This is a genomic window from Pseudoalteromonas sp. SG45-3, assembly GCF_014164075.1.
GTDB lineage: Bacteria > Pseudomonadota > Gammaproteobacteria > Enterobacterales > Alteromonadaceae > Pseudoalteromonas > Pseudoalteromonas distincta.
Window position 1 is genome coordinate 13147 of record NZ_JACJEN010000016.1, and the last position, 17623, is coordinate 30769.

A 17623-nucleotide genomic window follows, 5' to 3' on the forward strand; every position below is an offset into this window, starting at 1 on the left:
GTTAATAGAGCATAGTTGATTTGGTATAACGGTAAAACTGCGTTAAAGTTTGCAATGAAATTATTAGAGGATAAATACGAAACGATGTCGGAAATTCAATTTTTAAATGTAGATCTTGAGCTTGAATCAAAGCAAGATATTAGTTTGCTAGTGGCGGACTTGAAAAAAGTCGCGACGATTTTACATTATGACAAAGACGAATACCGTCAACTAGCGCGTATTGAAGCTACAGGTGAGGTGAGCACACCTGATAAAGCCATAAACCATATATGTGAGCTTATTGAATCGTGTTCGCGTAATGCGCTAAAGCAATGGTTAAGCTGTTCACGTAGAACGTTTGATATTGGTTTTGAATCAGGGACTTCTCCTAAGTGCTTTAATCAAGCCTTAGATGCAGATACATTATTGCGTATATCTGCGATTGGTGCGGGTATGGAAATTACCATTTACCCAATCGAAAAGTAACTATCTTCGCTCTACGACTGCTGCGGTCATTTTTGATACGCAGCACAGCTCATTGCGGCTATTTGTAATTTTTATTTCCCATACTGAACTACGTTTGCCAATATGAAACGCTCTAGCCGTTGCTGTTAAAGTGCCGTTGCGAGATGCTTTTAAATGACTTGCGCTAATTTCCTGCCCTACACAGTAAAATTTAGTAAAATCGACAACAAAGTTAGCGGCATAGCTGGCGACTGTTTCGGCAAGTACAACGTTAGCACCGCCGTGAACCATGCCCATTGGGTTATGATGCTCAGGAATTGCCGGCATTGTGGCAACCAAATAATCATCGCCAATTTCTGTGACTTCTATCCCCATAGTTTTCATTAATGTTCCTTGGCCATTAATGCCTTGTTCTAACTGCTTGCACAGCTCTAAGGTGATGGGCTGGTACCAAATACTCATAATGTCTCCTTTGCATTTTTAATCATTTATAAACTTAGCTTTAGTTATATCCCTAAAATGTACACAAGTGAAATTACTTTAGCTATTTTAAGGCTTAATTTAAATTTGCGATTTTTATTTAACTGTATATACTCACAGTTAAATGTACTGTATGGAAAACCAGTTGTATGCGACCATTAACGAACCGCCAAGCTCAAATACTCGAACTAATTAAAGTTTTTATTAAAGACACTGGTATGCCTCCTACACGTGCTGAAATAGCGCAAACATTAGGTTTTAAAAGTGCCAATGCTGCTGAAGAACATTTAAAAGCACTTGCTAAAAAAGGCGCAATTAAAATGAAACCAGGTGCAAGCCGTGGTATTCAATTAATTGAAGAAGAAGAGCCAGAACAATTAGGTTTACCGCTTATAGGGCGTGTTGCTGCTGGTTCACCTATTTTGGCGCAAGAGCACGTTGAAAGTCACTGTAAAATCGATCCATTAATGTTTAAACCGGCTGCAGATTTTTTACTACGCGTTAACGGTATGAGCATGAAAGATATTGGTATTATGGATGGTGATTTACTTGCTGTACATCGTACTCAAACCGCTGAAAACGGGCAAGTTGTTGTTGCCCGCCTAGACGAAGACGTAACTGTAAAACGTCTTGAGAAAGCGGGTCGTAAAGTATTACTTCATGCTGAAAACGACGATTTTGACTCTATTGAAGTAGATCTTGAGAATGAGTCTTTTAATATTGAAGGCTTAGCCGTTGGCGTTATAAGAAACGCTGATTGGATGTGACTTTAAAAATAGCTTTTAAACAAGCAGTTTTATAAATGCGTACTAACTAGTACGCATTTTTGTTTTAAAATTTGTACTAAAAATAGGGCGTAAACAGCCCACTGACTATTTAAGCTGTAAACTTTTTTGCACTTATATTTTCCCCCTCCGAATGCGTTAAACCCCTTTGCCTTGCTCATATTTTGAACTTTCTGTTGCCCAGTTGATTACCGATTTTTTATTAATTATTCAATATCACCTGGTTGTTTTTTATACTAAAACTTGCTTGTTGTTCGTTTTTTAGCTAATTGTTAATGTGCTGAGCTAATAATAACTCACAGCTTTTTAGTTTTGAGAACACACAATATACACAAACCCGTTGTTGGCGCAGCAAAACCAATCAATATTAAATTAGATTGGCTAAAAAAATAAAAATAACGAATTGGCGTTTAAGCCGTATGCCTCTTCGCTTTGCATTCGCAATAGCATCAAAGGAGCCGTCACATGGGTAAACTGACCTCTACCTTGTGGCTTATATTATGTGTTTTTTCGCACCCAGTTTTGGCTAACAGCCAATACAATATGCGCAAAGGCGTAACCGATATAAGCAATAATGTATATCAGCTGCACATGACCATATTTATAATATGTTGTGTGATTGGGGTGATAGTGTTCGCAATTATGTTTTGGGCACTTATTCATCACCGTAAATCTAAAGGGGCTGTACCTGCCCAATTTCACGAAAGCACTAAAGTAGAAATACTTTGGACTGCAATTCCGTTTGTTATTTTAATTGCTATGGCAGTACCAGCCACTAAAACCCTAATTGCAATGGAAGATGCCAGCAAAGCTGATCTCACTATTAAAATTACGGGTTCGCAATGGAAATGGCATTATGAATATATGGGTGAAGATGTAGAGTTCTACTCTATTTTATCTACCCCGCAAGATGAAATCGCGAATCTTGCAGATAAAAATCCTAACTACTTACTTGAGGTTGATAAGCCTCTTGTACTGCCAATAAATCAAAAAGTACGATTTTTAATGACTTCTGACGATGTTATTCACTCTTGGTGGGTACCTGATTTTGCAGTTAAAAAAGATGCGAACCCCGGCTTTATAAACGAAACATGGACGAACATAAACGAAGAAGGTACTTACCGAGGCCAATGTGCTGAGTTGTGTGGTAAAGACCATGGCTTTATGCCCGTTGTGGTGGTCGCTAAATCTGAGGCTGATTTTAAAACATGGCTTACAGATGCAAAGCAGGCTAAACAAAAAGCAGCATTAGCAGATGCCGCATTACTTGATAAAACCCTCCCAAAAGAAGAATTAATGACTTTAGGCGAACAAGTATATATGGCTAATTGTGCTGCATGTCATCAACCTACTGGCATGGGGTTACCGGGCGTATTTCCTGCACTTAAAGGCAGCCCGATAGTGCTTGGCGATATAAAAGATCACATTAATGTAGTTATCCATGGACGACCCGGTACGGCAATGCAAGCTTTTGCCAAGCAGTTATCTATAAAGCAATTAGCTGCGGTTATTACTTATAAACGTAATGCGTGGGGTAATGATACGGGTGATGTTATTCAACCGAGTCAAATACAGACAGCACTTGATGCCAAAGTGGAGGCGAACTAATGAGTAGCATAGTAGAACAACCTAACGCCAATGAAGCTCATCATGCTCATCACCCAGCTAAAGGTTTTAAACGCTGGCTTTACACAACTAATCATAAAGATATAGGTAGTTTATATTTAATTTTTTCGCTGACCATGTTCTTAATTGGTGGCGCAATGGCCATGGTGATCAGGGCTGAATTATTTCAACCAGGTTTACAGTTGGTCGACCCTCACTTTTTTAATCAAATGACCACAGTGCATGGTTTAATTATGGTGTTTGGTGCGGTTATGCCCGCCTTTACAGGCCTTGCTAACTGGATGATACCACTCATGATTGGCGCGCCAGATATGGCATTGCCAAGAATGAATAACTGGAGCTTTTGGATTTTACCGTTTGCGTTTTTAATCCTATTGGCATCGTTATTTATGCCTGGTGGGGGGCCTGCATTTGGTTGGACTTTTTATGCACCACTGTCCACAACATACAGTAATGACAATACTGCATTTTTTGTATTTGCCGTACATATTATGGGAATTAGCTCAATAATGGGCGCAATCAATGTGATTGTAACCATAGTGAACTTACGTGCCCCAGGCATGACATGGATGAAGTTGCCCTTATTTGTATGGACGTGGTTAATTACTGCCTTTTTATTAATAGCCGTAATGCCAGTGCTTGCAGGGGCTGTCACTATGGTACTTACCGATAAGTATTTTGCGACCAGCTTTTTTGATGCCGCAGGCGGTGGCGACCCGGTGATGTTCCAACACATTTTTTGGTTTTTTGGTCACCCCGAAGTATACATTATGATTCTTCCTGCCTTTGGCATTATATCTACAATAGTACCTACCTTTTCTCGTAAAAAACTTTTTGGCTATGCCTCAATGGTATACGCCACATCCTCCATAGCACTATTGAGCTTTATTGTATGGGCTCATCATATGTTTACCACTGGGATGCCGGTCGCTGGCGAGTTGTTTTTTATGTACGCGACCATGCTTATATCGGTACCTACAGGAGTAAAAGTATTTAATTGGGTTGCCACAATGTGGAAAGGCTCAATAACTTTTGAAGTGCCAATGCTTTTTAGTATTGCGTTTATTGTGCTGTTTACCTTGGGTGGTTTTTCTGGATTGATGCTGGCAATTACACCTGCTGATTTTCAATATCACGATACTTATTTTGTAGTGGCGCACTTTCATTATGTATTAGTAACAGGAGCTGTATTTTCGATAATGGCGGGGGCTTATTACTGGCTGCCCAAGTGGACGGGCAATATGTTTAATATCACATTGGCTAAATGGCATTTTTGGCTATCGCTGGTGAGCGTGAACGTACTGTTTTTTCCTATGCATTTTGTAGGGCTTGCTGGTATGCCGCGTCGAATTCCCGATTACGCTCTTCAATTTGCCGACTTTAACGCAATCATAAGTATTGGTGGGTTTGCCTTTGGTTTATCGCAATTGTTGTTTGTAGCTGTGGTAATTAAATGCGCGCGTGGCGGTGATAAAGTGCCTGCAAAAGTATGGGAAGGGGCAGAAGGCCTTGAGTGGGAAGTTGACTCTCCAGCGCCATATCATACCTTTTCTACGCCGCCGGTAATTAAGTAATGACACACGCACCGCTACTCAAACGTTTGGTACTTATTTGCATAGGCATGTTTGCCTTTGCCTTTGCTTTAGTACCTTTGTATGACGTGTTTTGTGATGTAACAGGGCTTAATGGAAAGCCTTCGCTTGAGCAAGCAGAGCAAAGTACACAAATAGTACAAAACCGAGAAGTCGGCGTTAGCTTTACTACTCACGCACAAAGTGGTGCACCGTTTAAAGTTAAATCAAAAGAATACAGTGTAGTGGTAAAACCCGGTGCAATGCGTGAAGTAATGTTTAGTGCTAAAAATAACAGCAATCTAGATAAAGTAATGCAGGCTGTACCATCAGTCTCGCCAGGTAAAGCGGCAAAGTATTTACATAAAATAGCTTGTTTTTGCTTTGATCAGCAACCTCTAAAAGCAGGTGAAGAACTTGAATTTAAATTACTTTTTTATGTTGATACCGCATTGCCAAGCGACATTGAAGAATTAACTTTATCTTATACCGTATTTGATATTAGTGAACAGCTGGTGGCAAGTAATAACTAGCTTTTTAAACTAGTGTGAAACTAGGAGTAAATAAAATGAATCAAGAATATGAGCATTATTACGTACCTGAGCAAAGCCCGTGGCCTATTGTAGGTGCAGTTGCATTGTTTTTTATTGCAGTAGGGGCAGGCTTGACTGTTATGAGTGTAGGTAAAGAAGGTGGTAGCGGGGTTTATCTGCTTTATGCCGGTATTGCTGTGCTTGTGTATATGTTGTTTAGCTGGTTTAAAAATGTAATTAGTGAATCGGACCAAGGTTTGTACTCAGCACAAATGGATCGCTCTTTTAGACAAGGTATGAGCTGGTTTATTTTTTCTGAAGTTATGTTTTTTATGGCCTTTTTTGGTGCGCTTTTTTATGCACGCGTATTGTCGGTACCTTGGCTTGGAGGTGCAGGCAATAATGCAATGACTAACGAGGTTTTATGGCCAACTTTTGAAGCTGTTTGGCCGCTAGTTTCAACACCTGCTGGCGAAACTACTCAGGCTATGGGCTGGCAAGGCTTACCACTTATAAATACCTTAATACTGCTTACTTCCTCAGTTACTTTACATTTTGCCCACGTAGCGATGGAAAACAATAAACGTACTCCACTTAAGGTTTTTTTAGGCGCTACTATTTTACTGGGTGTTTGCTTTTTAGGGCTGCAAGTTGAGGAGTACATGCATGCATATAATGACCTTAATCTAACGCTAGATGCGGGTATTTACGGTAATACGTTCTTTCTGTTAACTGGTTTTCATGGCATGCATGTAACGCTAGGAACCGTACTTTTATTTGTAATATTTTTACGGATATTAAAAGGGCACTTTACTAAAGATAAGCACTTTGCTTTTCAAGCAGCTGCTTGGTATTGGCACTTTGTTGATGTGGTGTGGCTGTGTTTGTTTGTATTTGTATATGTGCTGTAGCGTTTATTGGCGAATTATTTGCTTTAATAAAACCAAGTTTAAGCGCTGCAATAACAACAATTAAAACAACGAACGAAAACAATACGCGACGACCTAAAAAGTGAGACATAGGTCGTCCCCCTGTTTTCCCTGACACCATAATAAACAATGCTCTAAATAAGTTAAAAAGTATAAATATTAACAACAGTACGATAATAATTTTAATAATCACTGAGTTGACCCTTTATGCAGTTAGTTTTATGGCACAAACAAAAGCTTAGCTCACTAATCACACTTTGTATGGTTGTGGTTGTTGTACTTGTGTGTGTGCGATTGGGGTTTTGGCAGTTGGAGCGAGGTGAGCAAAAGCAGCAACAACTAACCGCCATTGCTAAGCAACAGACTCGTGGTGTGATGAGCTGGTCTCAATTACTTAACTTGCCTGATAGCTGGAACAAAACTGGTGTATTGGTTGAGTTAAAAGGGCGGTTTGTACAAAACCAATATTGGCTTTTAGATAATCAAGTTTATAACGGACAAGTAGGGTACGACCTACTTGCTTTACTAAAGCCTGACACCGAAGAAAAAGTGATTTTAGTTAATTTAGGATGGGTAAAAGCGCCTATATCTAGAGATGCACTGCCAAAGGTTACTCTGCCTACAGGTGTTTTTATTCTTAAAGCGCAAATAAAAGAAAATAACTTAAGTAGCTTTACGCTTGAAGATAAAACGACAAATAACGACTTACCTACAAGAATCCAATCTATCGACTTGAATATGCTGAGCACTCAAAGCCAGCAATCATTAATTAATTTTATGGCTTACAGACAAGGTACTGGTGATGAGATTGCAACACCTCATTATGAGGCCGTTGTTATGAGCCCTCAAAAGCATAATGCCTACGCTTTGCAATGGTTTTTAATTGCTGTTGCATGTGCTGTTGTGGCTATTTTTGCGAGTAAAAAAAGGACACATAATGAAAAATAATCCCCTTTTGTTGTTTGTGGGTTGCTGCGCTATCCCATTAATTTTGGCATATGGCGCATTAAAGTTTGATTGGTTGCCTACTGCAATTACTAATAATGGCGAGTTTTTAAGCCAAGAAATAAAACTTAAAAATTGGCCGCAAAATAATCCCAAACAATGGACTATCGCACTTAATTATTCAAACGAATGTAACACCCCATGCAGCGAACAGCTCAATGCACTTAATAACTTATATGTGGCACTAGGTAAAAACCAAGGCAAGGTTGATATGGCTGTAATGGGAAGCCCCGACAATAAAAATCTACCATGGAAAATTATTACCGAACAACAGAGTTTAAACCCTGCAAGTTTATATTTAATTGATCATATGGGGTTAGTGGTACTTGAATATCCCTTTAAGGTCGAGCCACAAGAAAACCGTTTAGTACAAAAAGGGTTATTAAAAGATCTAAAAAAATTACTTAACTATTCTCGTTCTAGCTAATTAAGTTGAGCTTAAGTTGGAGTATCTGATGTATAAAAATTATAAAAACTTAGTATTAATAACAGGATTACTCGCTTTGATTGTAGTTGCTTTAGGTGCGTACACCCGCTTAAGTGATGCAGGATTAGGGTGCCCCGATTGGCCTGGTTGTTATGGCTTTTTAACGGTACCTAAGCATGAGGCTGACATCGCCTTAGCAGCTCAAAGCTACCCCGATATGATGTTCGAAACCGCAAAAGCGTGGAAAGAAATGATTCATCGCTACTTTGCAGGTGCTTTAGGTTTACTTATTTTAGGTTTATTTGTGTTGGCTTTTTTAAAGCGCCAATATCCAACTACGCCAGTTAAATTGCCTTTGGCTTTACTTCTACTAGTGGTGTTTCAGGCTGCCCTTGGTATGTGGACAGTAACCATGAACCTTCAGCCGCTTATTGTAATGGGCCACTTATTAGGTGGCTTTAGTATTTTGTCACTTATAACGCTTTTATATTTACGGCTAACCGCAAAACCTATTATGGGTGGTGATAGCGGCGCAAAACGCTATTTTGGTTTAAGTTTAGTAGCGCTCAGTGTATTGATTATCCAAATTGCACTTGGTGGTTGGCTGGCTGCAAATTACGCCGCTCCTCATTGTAGTGGTTTGCCATTGTGTAATTACGCACAACCGTTTTCATTGAGTAGCGTATTTCAATTACCACTTGAGCACAGTAATTATGAATTTGGTGTGTTATCGCAGCAAGCGCGTATGTCTATTCATTTATTACACCGCATTTGGGCACTGGTTACTTGCATCGTTCTGGCGCTAATTATGTGGAAAATATACAGCCAAGCGTACTCTAAAAAAATTAAAAATTGCGTGGTGAGCGTATTGCTTACCCTGCTTTGCCAAATTAGCTTAGGGCTTATTTTAGTACATTGGCATATTCCGTTGGGAGTTGCACTGGCGCATAACTTGATGGCTGCCATACTATTACTAAGCATGGTTAGGTTGTGTTATTACCTAAAATCACGCACATAAAGGGGAAATATAATGGCACTTATAATTGATAAAAAAATACTGCTACCCGTTAATGCTCAATCGCTAATTTCGCGTACTCATAATTTGCTACAAGACTACTTAGCAATTAGTAAATTTAAAGTGGTAGCTATGCTGGTGCTAACAGCTTGGGTTGGTTTAGCACTGGCTCCCGATGTAGGGCGCGGTATGGTCGTACAGTTTATTAGTTTGTTAGGTATAGGGCTACTTTCTGCTGCTGCAGCGGTTATTAATCATGTGGTTGATAGTGAGATAGACTCAAAAATGGCAAGGACTCGTCATCGTCCTGTGGCTAAAGGGCGTTTAAGTAAAACACATGCGCTTAGTTTTGCAGCTGTTATTGGGGTTGCTGGTTTTATTATGCTAATGGTGTGGGCTAATACCTTAACCGCTATATTAACGTTATTTGCATTGGTAGGTTATGCATTTGTTTATACATCATTTTTAAAGCGTGCTACACCGCAAAATATTGTTATAGGTGGGTTGGCTGGCGCAATGCCTCCATTATTAGGTTGGGTGTCAGAAACAAACCAAATGGCAGCAGCCCCTTGGTTACTCGTAATGATAATATTTACCTGGACCCCACCACACTTTTGGGCACTGGCTATAGCACGAAAAAGTGATTATGAACGCGCTAAAATTCCTATGTTACCAGTAACCCATGGAATCGACTTTTGTAAAACGTGCGTCGTTGCCTACTCCGTTTTACTCGCTGTAGTTTGCGTATTACCTTATTTAATTGGTATGTCTGGATTAATATATTTAATAGGTGCGTGTGTATTAAATGCAGTGTTTATATATAAAGCCGTCAAATTAAAAATTGCTGGAAATGATGAGACTGCAATGGACTTATTTCGTTTTTCGATTATTCATTTAATGGTACTCTTTGTAATCTTATTTATAGATAAATGGCTCCCTTTATGAAGCAGTTATGGCTTGGATTAATTGTTGTTTTTGTTTTGTTTTTATCAGCATGTTCAAATGAAAATAGTCCACCAGATGTAGATGCATTAGTTTACGAAAATGCAAAGCCATTGTCTGATTTTACGTTAAACGATCAGCGCGGCGAATTAGTGACTAAGCAACAATTTGTAGGACAGTGGAATTTAGTATTTTTAGGCTACACAAGCTGTCCAGATATTTGCCCATTAACACTTGCTAAGTTAAATGCTGTTTATAAAAATTTACAAGCAGATTATCCGCTGCAAGTTTGGTTTTTATCGGTTGATCCAAAACGCGATACGCCAGCTAAACGAAAGCAATACATAGATTACTTTAACCCTGACTTTTTAGCTGTATCAGGGGAACATAAACACCTTTTTCCTGTTGTTAGAGAGCTTGGTTTAATTTACGCCATTAGCGATAGTAGTGAATCAGAATATGCTGTTGATCATAGTGCCTCGGTCGCTATGGTTGATCAAAATGGAGCCGTTAGAGCTATTTTTAAACCAGAATTTAAACAAGGTAGTGTGCCATTAATTAATGCGACTACTTTAACTGAAGAGTTTAAAAAAATAGCTGATTACTACAAAAACTAGTTTTTACTTTTTACTAATTTGAAAGGAGCTTTAGGCTCCTTTTTTTGTTTTTTAACGATGATTTAAATTTAATTAAGCATTTTATGGCAATTTTAATAACTAGGGCTAAGCTTTTGTTATGAATTGAATTGACAGGGAATGCACCTACTAAATGCTAAAACTTCCAAGCGAACTTGCTATTACGCAAGTTGAAACACTACATCAAGATTTACTGCACGAACTCAATAGCAACGATGATATCTGTCTTGATATTAACGATGTGATTTCTGCTGATACTGCCTCAATTCAACTTTTATGCGCCTTACAAAAACACCTACTTACTATACAGCACAAAATAATATGGGTAGGCAGTAGCGAGGCCTTAACGCATACAATTAATAAACTTGGCTTAAGCCAATACTTAACAACCGAAAGTAAAAGTTAGGGGTATATATGAAAAGAATTTTAGCGGTTGATGATTCAGCATCGATGCGTCAAATGGTGAGCTTTACATTAAAAACGGCCGGGTTTGATGTAACCGAAGCTAAGGATGGCAGTGAAGCTCTCGCTATTGCCAAGCAACAAGATTTTGATGCCGTGATCTCAGATGTAAACATGCCAATAATGGATGGAATTACATTAATACGAGAGCTGCGTACTTTACCGAGTTATAAATTTACACCATTACTAATGCTTACTACAGAGTCGGGCTTAGAAAAAAAGATAGAGGGTAAAGCTGCTGGTGCAACAGGCTGGATTGTAAAACCATTTAATCCCGATCAGCTACTAGCGGTAATTAAAAAAGTTATTCGCTAAGGAGCGCAGTGTGAGTATAGATTTAAGTCAATTTTTTGAAGTTTTCTTTGAAGAGAGTTTTGAAGGCCTAGATACCATGGAGGCTGAGCTATTAAACTTAGTGCCAGGTGAGGAAGATTTAGAAACTATCAACACTATTTTTAGAGCTGCTCACTCAATAAAAGGAGGCAGTGGGACATTTGGTTTTAGCTCCGTTGCTGACTTTACTCATGTACTTGAAACATTACTAGATCAAATTCGCCAAGGTGAACGAGAGCTTAGTACCGAGCATGTTAATTTATTACTCAAAGCTGTGGATTGCTTGCGCGCTTTACTTGCTGCACTTCAAGGTGAGCAAGAGCCAGATTTAACTGAGGCAGATTTGTTAAAAGTACAATTTGAACATGTACTTGGAATGAAAAACGAAACACAAGAAAATAAACCTCAAAGCTTTGGCGAGCAAACAAGTAGTAATACCTATCAAATAGACTTTAAACCTCATCATCATTTATTTAAAACAGGAAACGAGCCACTGTATATGATCAGTGAGCTTGAAGAGCTAGGTGAGTTAGAAACCACAGTATTTTACGATGAAGTTCCAGAAATTACAGATTTGAGCAGTGATGAATGCTTTTTACATTGGCGCTTTTTTTTAGATACTAGCCATGATGAAAAAGCCATAAAAGAAGTATTTGAATGGGTAGAAGACGATGCCGACATAAAAGTTGAATTATGTGGCGGCTTATTTGGCAATGATGAGCCAATACAACCTAATCAAGATGAGATACCTAAAGCTGTTGAGCTTGAAGAACCAGATTCAATAAAAGTAGCTGAGTTACCAAGTAAGCCACAGCAACCCGTTGCTAATAAAGATAAAAAACCTGCAAGTACACCAGAGTCTACCTCTATACGTGTTGGCATTGATAAAGTTGATTCGTTAATAAATATGGTAGGTGAACTTGTTATTACACAAGCCATGCTAAATCAACTCAGCGAACAAGAAATCACACCAGCCACAATCACTTTACTACAAGAAGGCTTAGCACAACTTGCACATAATACGCGTGATTTACAAGAAAATGTGATGCGTATTCGTATGCTCCCAATTAATTTTGTATTTAGTCGTTTTCCTCGATTAGTACGAGATATAGCACAAAAGCTAAATAAGCAGGTTGAGCTAAAGCTGATCGGAGAGCAAACCGAGCTTGATAAAACAGTAATGGAAAAAATATCTGACCCTATGGTGCATTTAGTAAGAAACTCACTTGATCATGGGTTAGAGACTGTTGAGCAAAGACTGGCGGCAGGTAAAGATCCCGTTGGCACAGTAACCTTAAATGCATTTCATCAGGGTGGAAACATCGTTATTGAAATAATGGATGATGGGCAAGGGTTAAATACAAAAAAAATAAAAGAAAAAGCCATCGCTAACGAATTAATCTCAGCTGATAACCATCTCAGTGACGATGAAATAAATGAGCTTATTTTTATGCCCGGCTTTTCGACAATGGATGAGGTAAGTGACTTATCTGGTCGTGGAGTTGGGATGGATGTTGTTAAGCGAAATATCCAATCATTAAATGGCTCAGTGGAAGTAACCTCAGCGCCCGGTGTTGGTTCTACGTTTACTATTAGATTACCCCTTACTCTCGCTATTTTAGATGGGCAATTAGTTAAGGTGGCTCAGCATACTTATATTATTCCGCTCATTTCTATTGTGGAGTCACTGCAAATTGATATTGCAAAAGTGAGTCGAGTGGGTAAAAGCCTTGATGTATTGAGGCTTCGAGACGAATACATTCCTATATTAAGACTCTACGATATTTTTAATCATAAAAATGCTATTGAATCACTCGATAAAACGCTGCTTGTTGTTGTAGAAACAGATAACCAAAAGGTGGGTTTATTAGTTGATGATTTACTGTCTCAACAGCAGGTTGTTATTAAAAGTTTAGAGGCAAACTACCATAAAGTGGATGGCGTATCGGGTGCTACCATTTTAGGAGATGGGCGTGTATCGCTGATTGTGGACATTAGCGGCTTAATAAAGCTCTCAGGCTTAAAAAAGCCAGGTAGCCAAGAACTAACTATTGAAACGCAAGCCACTTTGGAGGCGTTATGAGCTCAGATCAAAGCCAGTTAAGTAACCAATTAAATCTTCAGCAACAGCAAGGTGTAAAACAGTTTTTAACTTTTATTATGGCTGATGAAGAATATGGCGTTGATATTTTAACAGTACAAGAAATTCGCAGTTGGGAAGAAATTACAGTACTGCCCAATGCACCTGAATTTGTAAAAGGCGTTATTAATTTACGCGGAACAATAGTGCCAATTATTGATTTACGGTTGCGTTTTGGATTACCAAGTGTCGACTATGGACCATTAACGGTGGTTATCGTTGTCAAAATAGAATTTGAACTAGGTAGTAAAATTATAGGTGTTGCTGTTGATGCCGTCTCTGATGTTTACAGTATTGCGGAGCAAGATGCGAAAGCGGTTCCTAGTTTGTCTGAATCGAGTAATTGTGAATATGTAGCTGGGTTGGTGAATGTTGGTGAAAAAATGGTAGCGCTAATTGACCTGCAAAAAACAATGAATATTTAGCAAATAGAAACTAAATGAATAATAAACTTAAAGGTGGTGATGAGCATGGGATGGTTTAGTAATCCAAAGCAGTCAAAATCAAGTAATGATTTAATTGTAGACGCATTGAATAAATCATTAGCGGTGATTGAATTTGAACCTAACGGAAAAATAATTACTGCAAATATGAATTTTCTAAACGCGATGGGCTATCGTCTTGAGGAGGTTCAAGGTCAGCATCACTCGATGTTTGTTGACCCAGATGAAGCTCAGGGCAACGATTATAAAAACTTTTGGCAACGCCTGCGTAATGGCGAGTTTATCTCAGATGAGTTTAAGCGTAATGCTAAAGGTGGAACTGAGGTATGGATCCAAGCAACTTATAACCCAATTGTTGATGAGCAAGGGCAAGTATTAAAAGTAGTTAAGTTTGCCACCGACGTGACTGAGCAAAAGTTAATAACAGCAGAAGCTTCAGGGCAAATTAGTGCTATAAGTAAATCTCAAGCGGTTATCGAATTTAATTTAGATGGCACTATTATTGATGCCAATGATAACTTTTTAAATGCGCTTGGCTATCAACTTAGCGAGATTAAAGGTCAGCACCATAGGCTTTTTATTGATCCCGAACTTGCAAATAGTATCGAATATAAAGAATTTTGGGCCAAACTAGGTCGCGGTGAATTTGATTCAGGGGAATATTTAAGAATAGGAAAGCAGGGTCAGGAGGTTTGGATCCAAGCATCTTATAATCCAATTTATGATATGAACGGCAAGCCGTTTAAAGTGATTAAATATGCATCTGATATTACTGAACAAAAAGAGCTTGAAAAGGCATCTCGCAAAGCAGCCGATTTAGCAAATGCGCTTAAAGTTTGCCAAGCAAACGTAATGATTGCTGATGAAAACCTTAAAATAGTATTTGTGAACGACCGTGTTCAGCAAATGCTAAAAGTCCGCGAAAAAGAATTACAAACCGTATTGCCAAGCTTTTCTGTTGATAATTTAATTGGCACCTGTGTTGATGATTTTCATAAGCACCCTAATCATCAACGTGATTTATTAAAAAACCTAGATAAGCCCTATAAAGCCGAGCTACTGTTAGCAGGTGTCACTTTTACCTTGATTGCTTCACCTTGGATCAGTCAAGACGGAAAGCATTTAGGCACCATTGTTGAGTGGGAAGATAGAACCAATGAAGTTGCGCTTGAAAAAGAAATCGCTGAGCTTATTGGTGCTGCAGGTAAGGGCGAATTAGATACAAGAGTTGCGGAAGATGGGAAGGAAGGGTTCTTTTTACGTTTGGCTCAAGGATTAAATAGCTTAGTTAAAATAGTTGATGATGCCGTTGCCGACACTGGCAATATGCTCGATGCGATGGCAAGTGGTGATTTATCAAAACGTATTGAAAAAGAATACAAAGGTTCATTTGATAAACTTAAACGCGACGCAAATGCTACGGCAGATAAATTAACAGAAGTGATTAATCGCATAAATTCATCGGCAACGTTAGTAGCCAGTGGTGCAGAAGAAATTTCTCAAGGTAATGCTGATTTAAGCCAACGTACAGAAGAGCAAGCCTCGTCACTTGAAGAAACAGCTTCAAGTATGGAGGAAATGACCAGTACCGTTCGTCAAAATGCTGATAACGCAAAAGTAGCAAACGACTTGGCAGAAGAAACCTGTGAAAAAGCGATTCAAGGTGGTGAAGTTGTTAATAGAGCAGTTACGAGCATGTCGGCAATTAATGAGTCGAGCAAAAAAATTGCAGATATTATCGGTGTAATAGACGAAATCGCGTTTCAAACGAATTTATTAGCGCTTAATGCCGCTGTAGAGGCAGCAAGAGCGGGTGAGCAAGGTCGAGGCTTTGCGGTTGTTGCAGGTGAGGTTCGTAATTTAGCGCAGCGCTCTGCGGGCGCAGCGAAAGAAATTAAAGAGTTAATACGAGATAGTGTAGGCAAAGTAGCTGATGGCTCTCAATTAGTTAATGAGTCGGGCGCTACACTTAAAGAGATTGTTGTGTCGGTGCAAAGAGTGACGCAAATGATTTCTGATATTACGGAGGCATCTGAAGAACAAAGTGCGGGTATTGAGCAAGTTAACAAAGCTATTTCTCAAATGGACGAAATGACGCAACAAAATGCCGCTCTAGTAGAGCAAGCCTCTGCTGCTGGTGAGTCTATGGCTGAGCAAGCTAATGAGATGCGCCGATTACTTAACTTTTTCTCAGTAGATCAGCAAGAGATGACAATGATGTCATCAACTATGCGAACCCCTGAACTATCTCATAAGCCGCAAAGTCGTTTTGTGAGTAATAAGCCAAGGGGCGATAACTTTGTAGACTCAGCTGATGAGTGGGAAGAGTTTTAATATTTAGCCTTTTTATGCCTCGTCTAATAAATAGTTACAGCGAGGCACTACTTGTTAGCGTTAGGTTTAATTGGGAGCGGACAATGAAAGAGTTTTTGTGTACCGACCGCGACTTTAAGGAAATTGCCAGTTTAGTTTACAGCGCATGTGGAATTGTATTAGGGGATCATAAGCGAGAGATGGTTTATTCACGCTTAGCAAGACGTATTAGGGAGCGTAAATTAACTGATTTTAAAGCTTACTTAGAGTATTTAAATAGCCATAAAGATCAGGAATTTGATGCCTTTATTAATGCAATAACAACGAACTTAACGTCTTTTTTTCGTGAAATACATCACTTTGAATTTATAAAATCTGAGCTTGTACCTGCTCTTTTAAAGGCAAATAAAAACAGTAAGCGAGTAAGAATCTGGTCTGCAGGTTGCTCCACAGGGGAAGAGCCTTACAGTTTGGCGATGACTTTAAATAACGCATTTCCGAGCAATTGGGATGTAAAAATACTAGCAACCGATTTAGATTCTAATGTATTGGCAAAAGCACAAAAAGGTATTTACACCGCAGCGAATGTTAATGGCTTAGATGACGTGCAACTTAAGCGTTGGTTTTTAAAAAGCAAAGACGGTGAAAATTATAAAGTTAGAGATAAACTAAAAGAGTCTATTTCTTTCAAGCGTTTAAACTTATTACAAGACTGGCCAATGAAAGGATCATTTGATCTTATTTTATGTCGTAATGTTGTTATTTACTTTGATAAAGAAACAAAAGATCAGCTTTTTAAGCGTTACGCCAATATATTAAATGAACAAGGTTATTTGTTTTTAGGTCACTCAGAAAGTATGGGTAAAGAGCATTCGCAATTCAAAAACTTAGGGAAAACTATGTACCAAAAGGGACAAAATGCACGCTGAGTTTAGGCCGGTATTACCTAACTTTGAACATATTAAACGATATTGGGATTCGGGCCGAGGTAGCGTTGTTGCTAAAGTACTTCCGGGTGAGTTTTATGTTTCTAAAAATAATGAACTGATCTCTACAGTTCTGGGTTCGTGTATTGCGGCTTGTGTATACGATGAAGTACTTGGTATTGGCGGGATGAATCACTTTATGTTACCAATTCAAAAGGGAGTAGAACTTAAAAATGCGCATAGTTTAAGTTGTCGCTACGGTAATTGGGCTATGGAGTATCTTATAAACGAAGTTTTAAAAAATGGCGCGTCTCGGTGTAACCTGAAAGTAAAACTTTTTGGCGGGGGGAAAATTATTAGTGCGATGACTGATATAGGGCTGGGTAATATTAGTTTTGCAGCAGCGTATATTAAAGAAGAGGCATTAAATCTAGTTGCCCATGATATGGGGGGCCCGTGGCCGCGAAAAATATTTTTTCATCCGAACACCGGTAAAGTTCACATGAAAAAACTTAAAAACCTACATAATAATACGATTGAAAAACGCGAAGTCCGTTACTTACAAAACCTTAAAAAGCAAGAAGTAGTAACCGATATAGAGCTGTTTTAGGAGT

20 protein-coding genes are annotated in these 17623 nt (G+C 38.8%); 18 read left to right on the forward strand and 2 right to left on the reverse strand.

Annotated elements, in window-relative coordinates:
* The first annotated feature begins 84 nt into the window (after positions 1-84).
* Positions 85-465 carry a hypothetical protein gene (locus tag H5126_RS15950; RefSeq protein WP_024595094.1) on the forward strand — a complete coding sequence of 127 codons (381 nt, stop codon included), beginning with the start codon at positions 85-87 and terminating at the stop codon, positions 463-465.
* Here the strand turns inward: H5126_RS15950 and H5126_RS15955 are convergent, their stop codons facing one another.
* Positions 466-906 (reverse strand): PaaI family thioesterase, encoded by a 441-nt coding sequence (locus H5126_RS15955; RefSeq protein ID WP_149603343.1) that lies wholly within the window; start codon positions 904-906, stop codon positions 466-468.
* 167 nt (positions 907-1073) lie between these two features.
* Between H5126_RS15955 and lexA the strand changes: the two genes are divergently transcribed.
* From lexA to H5126_RS15980, 5 genes are all read left to right on the forward strand, one after another.
* The gene (gene lexA / locus H5126_RS15960; protein ID WP_024595093.1) at positions 1074-1691 is read left to right on the forward strand and encodes a transcriptional repressor LexA; all 618 of its coding nucleotides are present in this window, start codon (positions 1074-1076) and stop codon (positions 1689-1691) included.
* A gap of 483 nt (positions 1692-2174) precedes the next feature.
* Positions 2175-3317, forward strand: a complete 1143-nt coding sequence (gene coxB / locus H5126_RS15965) for a cytochrome c oxidase subunit II (RefSeq protein ID WP_182720117.1) — start codon at positions 2175-2177, stop codon at positions 3315-3317.
* Positions 3317-4909 carry a cytochrome c oxidase subunit I gene (gene ctaD / locus H5126_RS15970; RefSeq protein ID WP_182720116.1) on the forward strand — a complete coding sequence of 531 codons (1593 nt, stop codon included), beginning with the start codon at positions 3317-3319 and terminating at the stop codon, positions 4907-4909. The genes coxB and ctaD overlap by 1 nt, the downstream gene beginning before the upstream one ends.
* A complete protein-coding gene (locus H5126_RS15975) occupies positions 4909-5439 on the forward strand; it encodes a cytochrome c oxidase assembly protein (RefSeq protein ID WP_182693454.1) in 531 nt (176 codons plus the stop codon). Before ctaD ends, H5126_RS15975 begins: the two co-directional genes overlap by 1 nt.
* 35 nt (positions 5440-5474) lie before the next feature.
* Positions 5475-6350 (forward strand): cytochrome c oxidase subunit 3, encoded by an 876-nt coding sequence (locus H5126_RS15980; RefSeq protein ID WP_002959610.1) that lies wholly within the window; start codon positions 5475-5477, stop codon positions 6348-6350.
* Here the strand turns inward: H5126_RS15980 and H5126_RS21670 are convergent.
* A complete protein-coding gene (locus H5126_RS21670) occupies positions 6253-6561 on the reverse strand; it encodes a DUF2909 domain-containing protein (protein WP_182693455.1) in 309 nt (102 codons plus the stop codon). The two genes, H5126_RS15980 and H5126_RS21670, sit on opposite strands and share 98 nt — an antisense overlap.
* 14 nt (positions 6562-6575) lie before the next feature.
* Here H5126_RS21670 and H5126_RS15990 point away from each other — a divergent pair, with 14 nt between their 5' ends.
* From H5126_RS15990 to cheD, 12 genes are all read left to right on the forward strand, one after another.
* The gene (locus H5126_RS15990; RefSeq protein ID WP_182720115.1) at positions 6576-7316 is read left to right on the forward strand and encodes an SURF1 family protein; all 741 of its coding nucleotides are present in this window, start codon (positions 6576-6578) and stop codon (positions 7314-7316) included.
* Entirely contained in the window at positions 7306-7800 is a 495-nt protein-coding gene (locus H5126_RS15995) for a hypothetical protein (RefSeq protein WP_024595087.1), read from the forward strand. Before H5126_RS15990 ends, H5126_RS15995 begins: the two co-directional genes overlap by 11 nt.
* Positions 7801-7828: 28 nt before the next feature.
* Positions 7829-8818: a heme A synthase gene (locus H5126_RS16000; RefSeq protein WP_024595086.1), complete on the forward strand. Its 990-nt coding sequence runs from the start codon at positions 7829-7831 to the stop codon at positions 8816-8818.
* A gap of 12 nt (positions 8819-8830) precedes the next feature.
* Positions 8831-9760: a heme o synthase gene (cyoE, locus tag H5126_RS16005; RefSeq protein WP_182720114.1), complete on the forward strand. Its 930-nt coding sequence runs from the start codon at positions 8831-8833 to the stop codon at positions 9758-9760.
* Entirely contained in the window at positions 9757-10374 is a 618-nt protein-coding gene (locus tag H5126_RS16010) for an SCO family protein (RefSeq protein ID WP_182720113.1), read from the forward strand. Before cyoE ends, H5126_RS16010 begins: the two co-directional genes overlap by 4 nt.
* 151 nt (positions 10375-10525) lie before the next feature.
* Entirely contained in the window at positions 10526-10798 is a 273-nt protein-coding gene (locus H5126_RS16015) for an STAS domain-containing protein (protein ID WP_002959595.1), read from the forward strand.
* A gap of 8 nt (positions 10799-10806) precedes the next feature.
* A complete protein-coding gene (locus H5126_RS16020; protein WP_007584956.1) occupies positions 10807-11169 on the forward strand; it encodes a response regulator in 363 nt (120 codons plus the stop codon).
* Positions 11170-11179: 10 nt separating this feature from the next.
* Complete coding sequence (locus tag H5126_RS16025) at positions 11180-13270, forward strand: chemotaxis protein CheA (RefSeq protein ID WP_182720112.1); 2091 nt, start codon at positions 11180-11182, stop codon at positions 13268-13270.
* Positions 13267-13752, forward strand: a complete 486-nt coding sequence (locus H5126_RS16030) for a chemotaxis protein CheW (protein WP_002959588.1) — start codon at positions 13267-13269, stop codon at positions 13750-13752. Before H5126_RS16025 ends, H5126_RS16030 begins: the two co-directional genes overlap by 4 nt.
* Before the next feature lie 45 nt (positions 13753-13797).
* A complete protein-coding gene (locus H5126_RS16035) occupies positions 13798-16104 on the forward strand; it encodes a methyl-accepting chemotaxis protein (protein WP_182720111.1) in 2307 nt (768 codons plus the stop codon).
* Positions 16105-16187: 83 nt separating this feature from the next.
* Positions 16188-17012 (forward strand): protein-glutamate O-methyltransferase CheR, encoded by an 825-nt coding sequence (locus H5126_RS16040; protein WP_033020851.1) that lies wholly within the window; start codon positions 16188-16190, stop codon positions 17010-17012.
* Entirely contained in the window at positions 17002-17619 is a 618-nt protein-coding gene (cheD, locus tag H5126_RS16045; RefSeq protein WP_039489124.1) for a chemoreceptor glutamine deamidase CheD, read from the forward strand. The genes H5126_RS16040 and cheD overlap by 11 nt, the downstream gene beginning before the upstream one ends.
* The last annotated feature ends 4 nt before the right edge of the window (positions 17620-17623 follow it).

Bases quoted from the DNA above. Each gene is read 5' to 3' on its own strand.
- H5126_RS15950 (WP_024595094.1), top strand. From the start codon at position 85: ATGTCGGAAATTCAATTTTTAAATGTAGATCTTGAGCTTGAATCAAAG.
- H5126_RS15955 (WP_149603343.1), bottom strand. From the start codon at position 906: ATGAGTATTTGGTACCAGCCCATCACCTTAGAGCTGTGCAAGCAGTTA.
- lexA (WP_024595093.1), top strand. From the start codon at position 1,074: ATGCGACCATTAACGAACCGCCAAGCTCAAATACTCGAACTAATTAAA.
- coxB (WP_182720117.1), top strand. From the start codon at position 2,175: ATGGGTAAACTGACCTCTACCTTGTGGCTTATATTATGTGTTTTTTCG.
- ctaD (WP_182720116.1), top strand. From the start codon at position 3,317: ATGAGTAGCATAGTAGAACAACCTAACGCCAATGAAGCTCATCATGCT.
- H5126_RS15975 (WP_182693454.1), top strand. From the start codon at position 4,909: ATGACACACGCACCGCTACTCAAACGTTTGGTACTTATTTGCATAGGC.
- H5126_RS15980 (WP_002959610.1), top strand. From the start codon at position 5,475: ATGAATCAAGAATATGAGCATTATTACGTACCTGAGCAAAGCCCGTGG.
- H5126_RS15990 (WP_182720115.1), top strand. From the start codon at position 6,576: ATGCAGTTAGTTTTATGGCACAAACAAAAGCTTAGCTCACTAATCACA.
- H5126_RS15995 (WP_024595087.1), top strand. From the start codon at position 7,306: ATGAAAAATAATCCCCTTTTGTTGTTTGTGGGTTGCTGCGCTATCCCA.
- H5126_RS16000 (WP_024595086.1), top strand. From the start codon at position 7,829: ATGTATAAAAATTATAAAAACTTAGTATTAATAACAGGATTACTCGCT.
- cyoE (WP_182720114.1), top strand. From the start codon at position 8,831: ATGGCACTTATAATTGATAAAAAAATACTGCTACCCGTTAATGCTCAA.
- H5126_RS16010 (WP_182720113.1), top strand. From the start codon at position 9,757: ATGAAGCAGTTATGGCTTGGATTAATTGTTGTTTTTGTTTTGTTTTTA.
- H5126_RS16015 (WP_002959595.1), top strand. From the start codon at position 10,526: ATGCTAAAACTTCCAAGCGAACTTGCTATTACGCAAGTTGAAACACTA.
- H5126_RS16020 (WP_007584956.1), top strand. From the start codon at position 10,807: ATGAAAAGAATTTTAGCGGTTGATGATTCAGCATCGATGCGTCAAATG.
- H5126_RS16030 (WP_002959588.1), top strand. From the start codon at position 13,267: ATGAGCTCAGATCAAAGCCAGTTAAGTAACCAATTAAATCTTCAGCAA.
- H5126_RS16035 (WP_182720111.1), top strand. From the start codon at position 13,798: ATGGGATGGTTTAGTAATCCAAAGCAGTCAAAATCAAGTAATGATTTA.
- H5126_RS16040 (WP_033020851.1), top strand. From the start codon at position 16,188: ATGAAAGAGTTTTTGTGTACCGACCGCGACTTTAAGGAAATTGCCAGT.
- cheD (WP_039489124.1), top strand. From the start codon at position 17,002: ATGCACGCTGAGTTTAGGCCGGTATTACCTAACTTTGAACATATTAAA.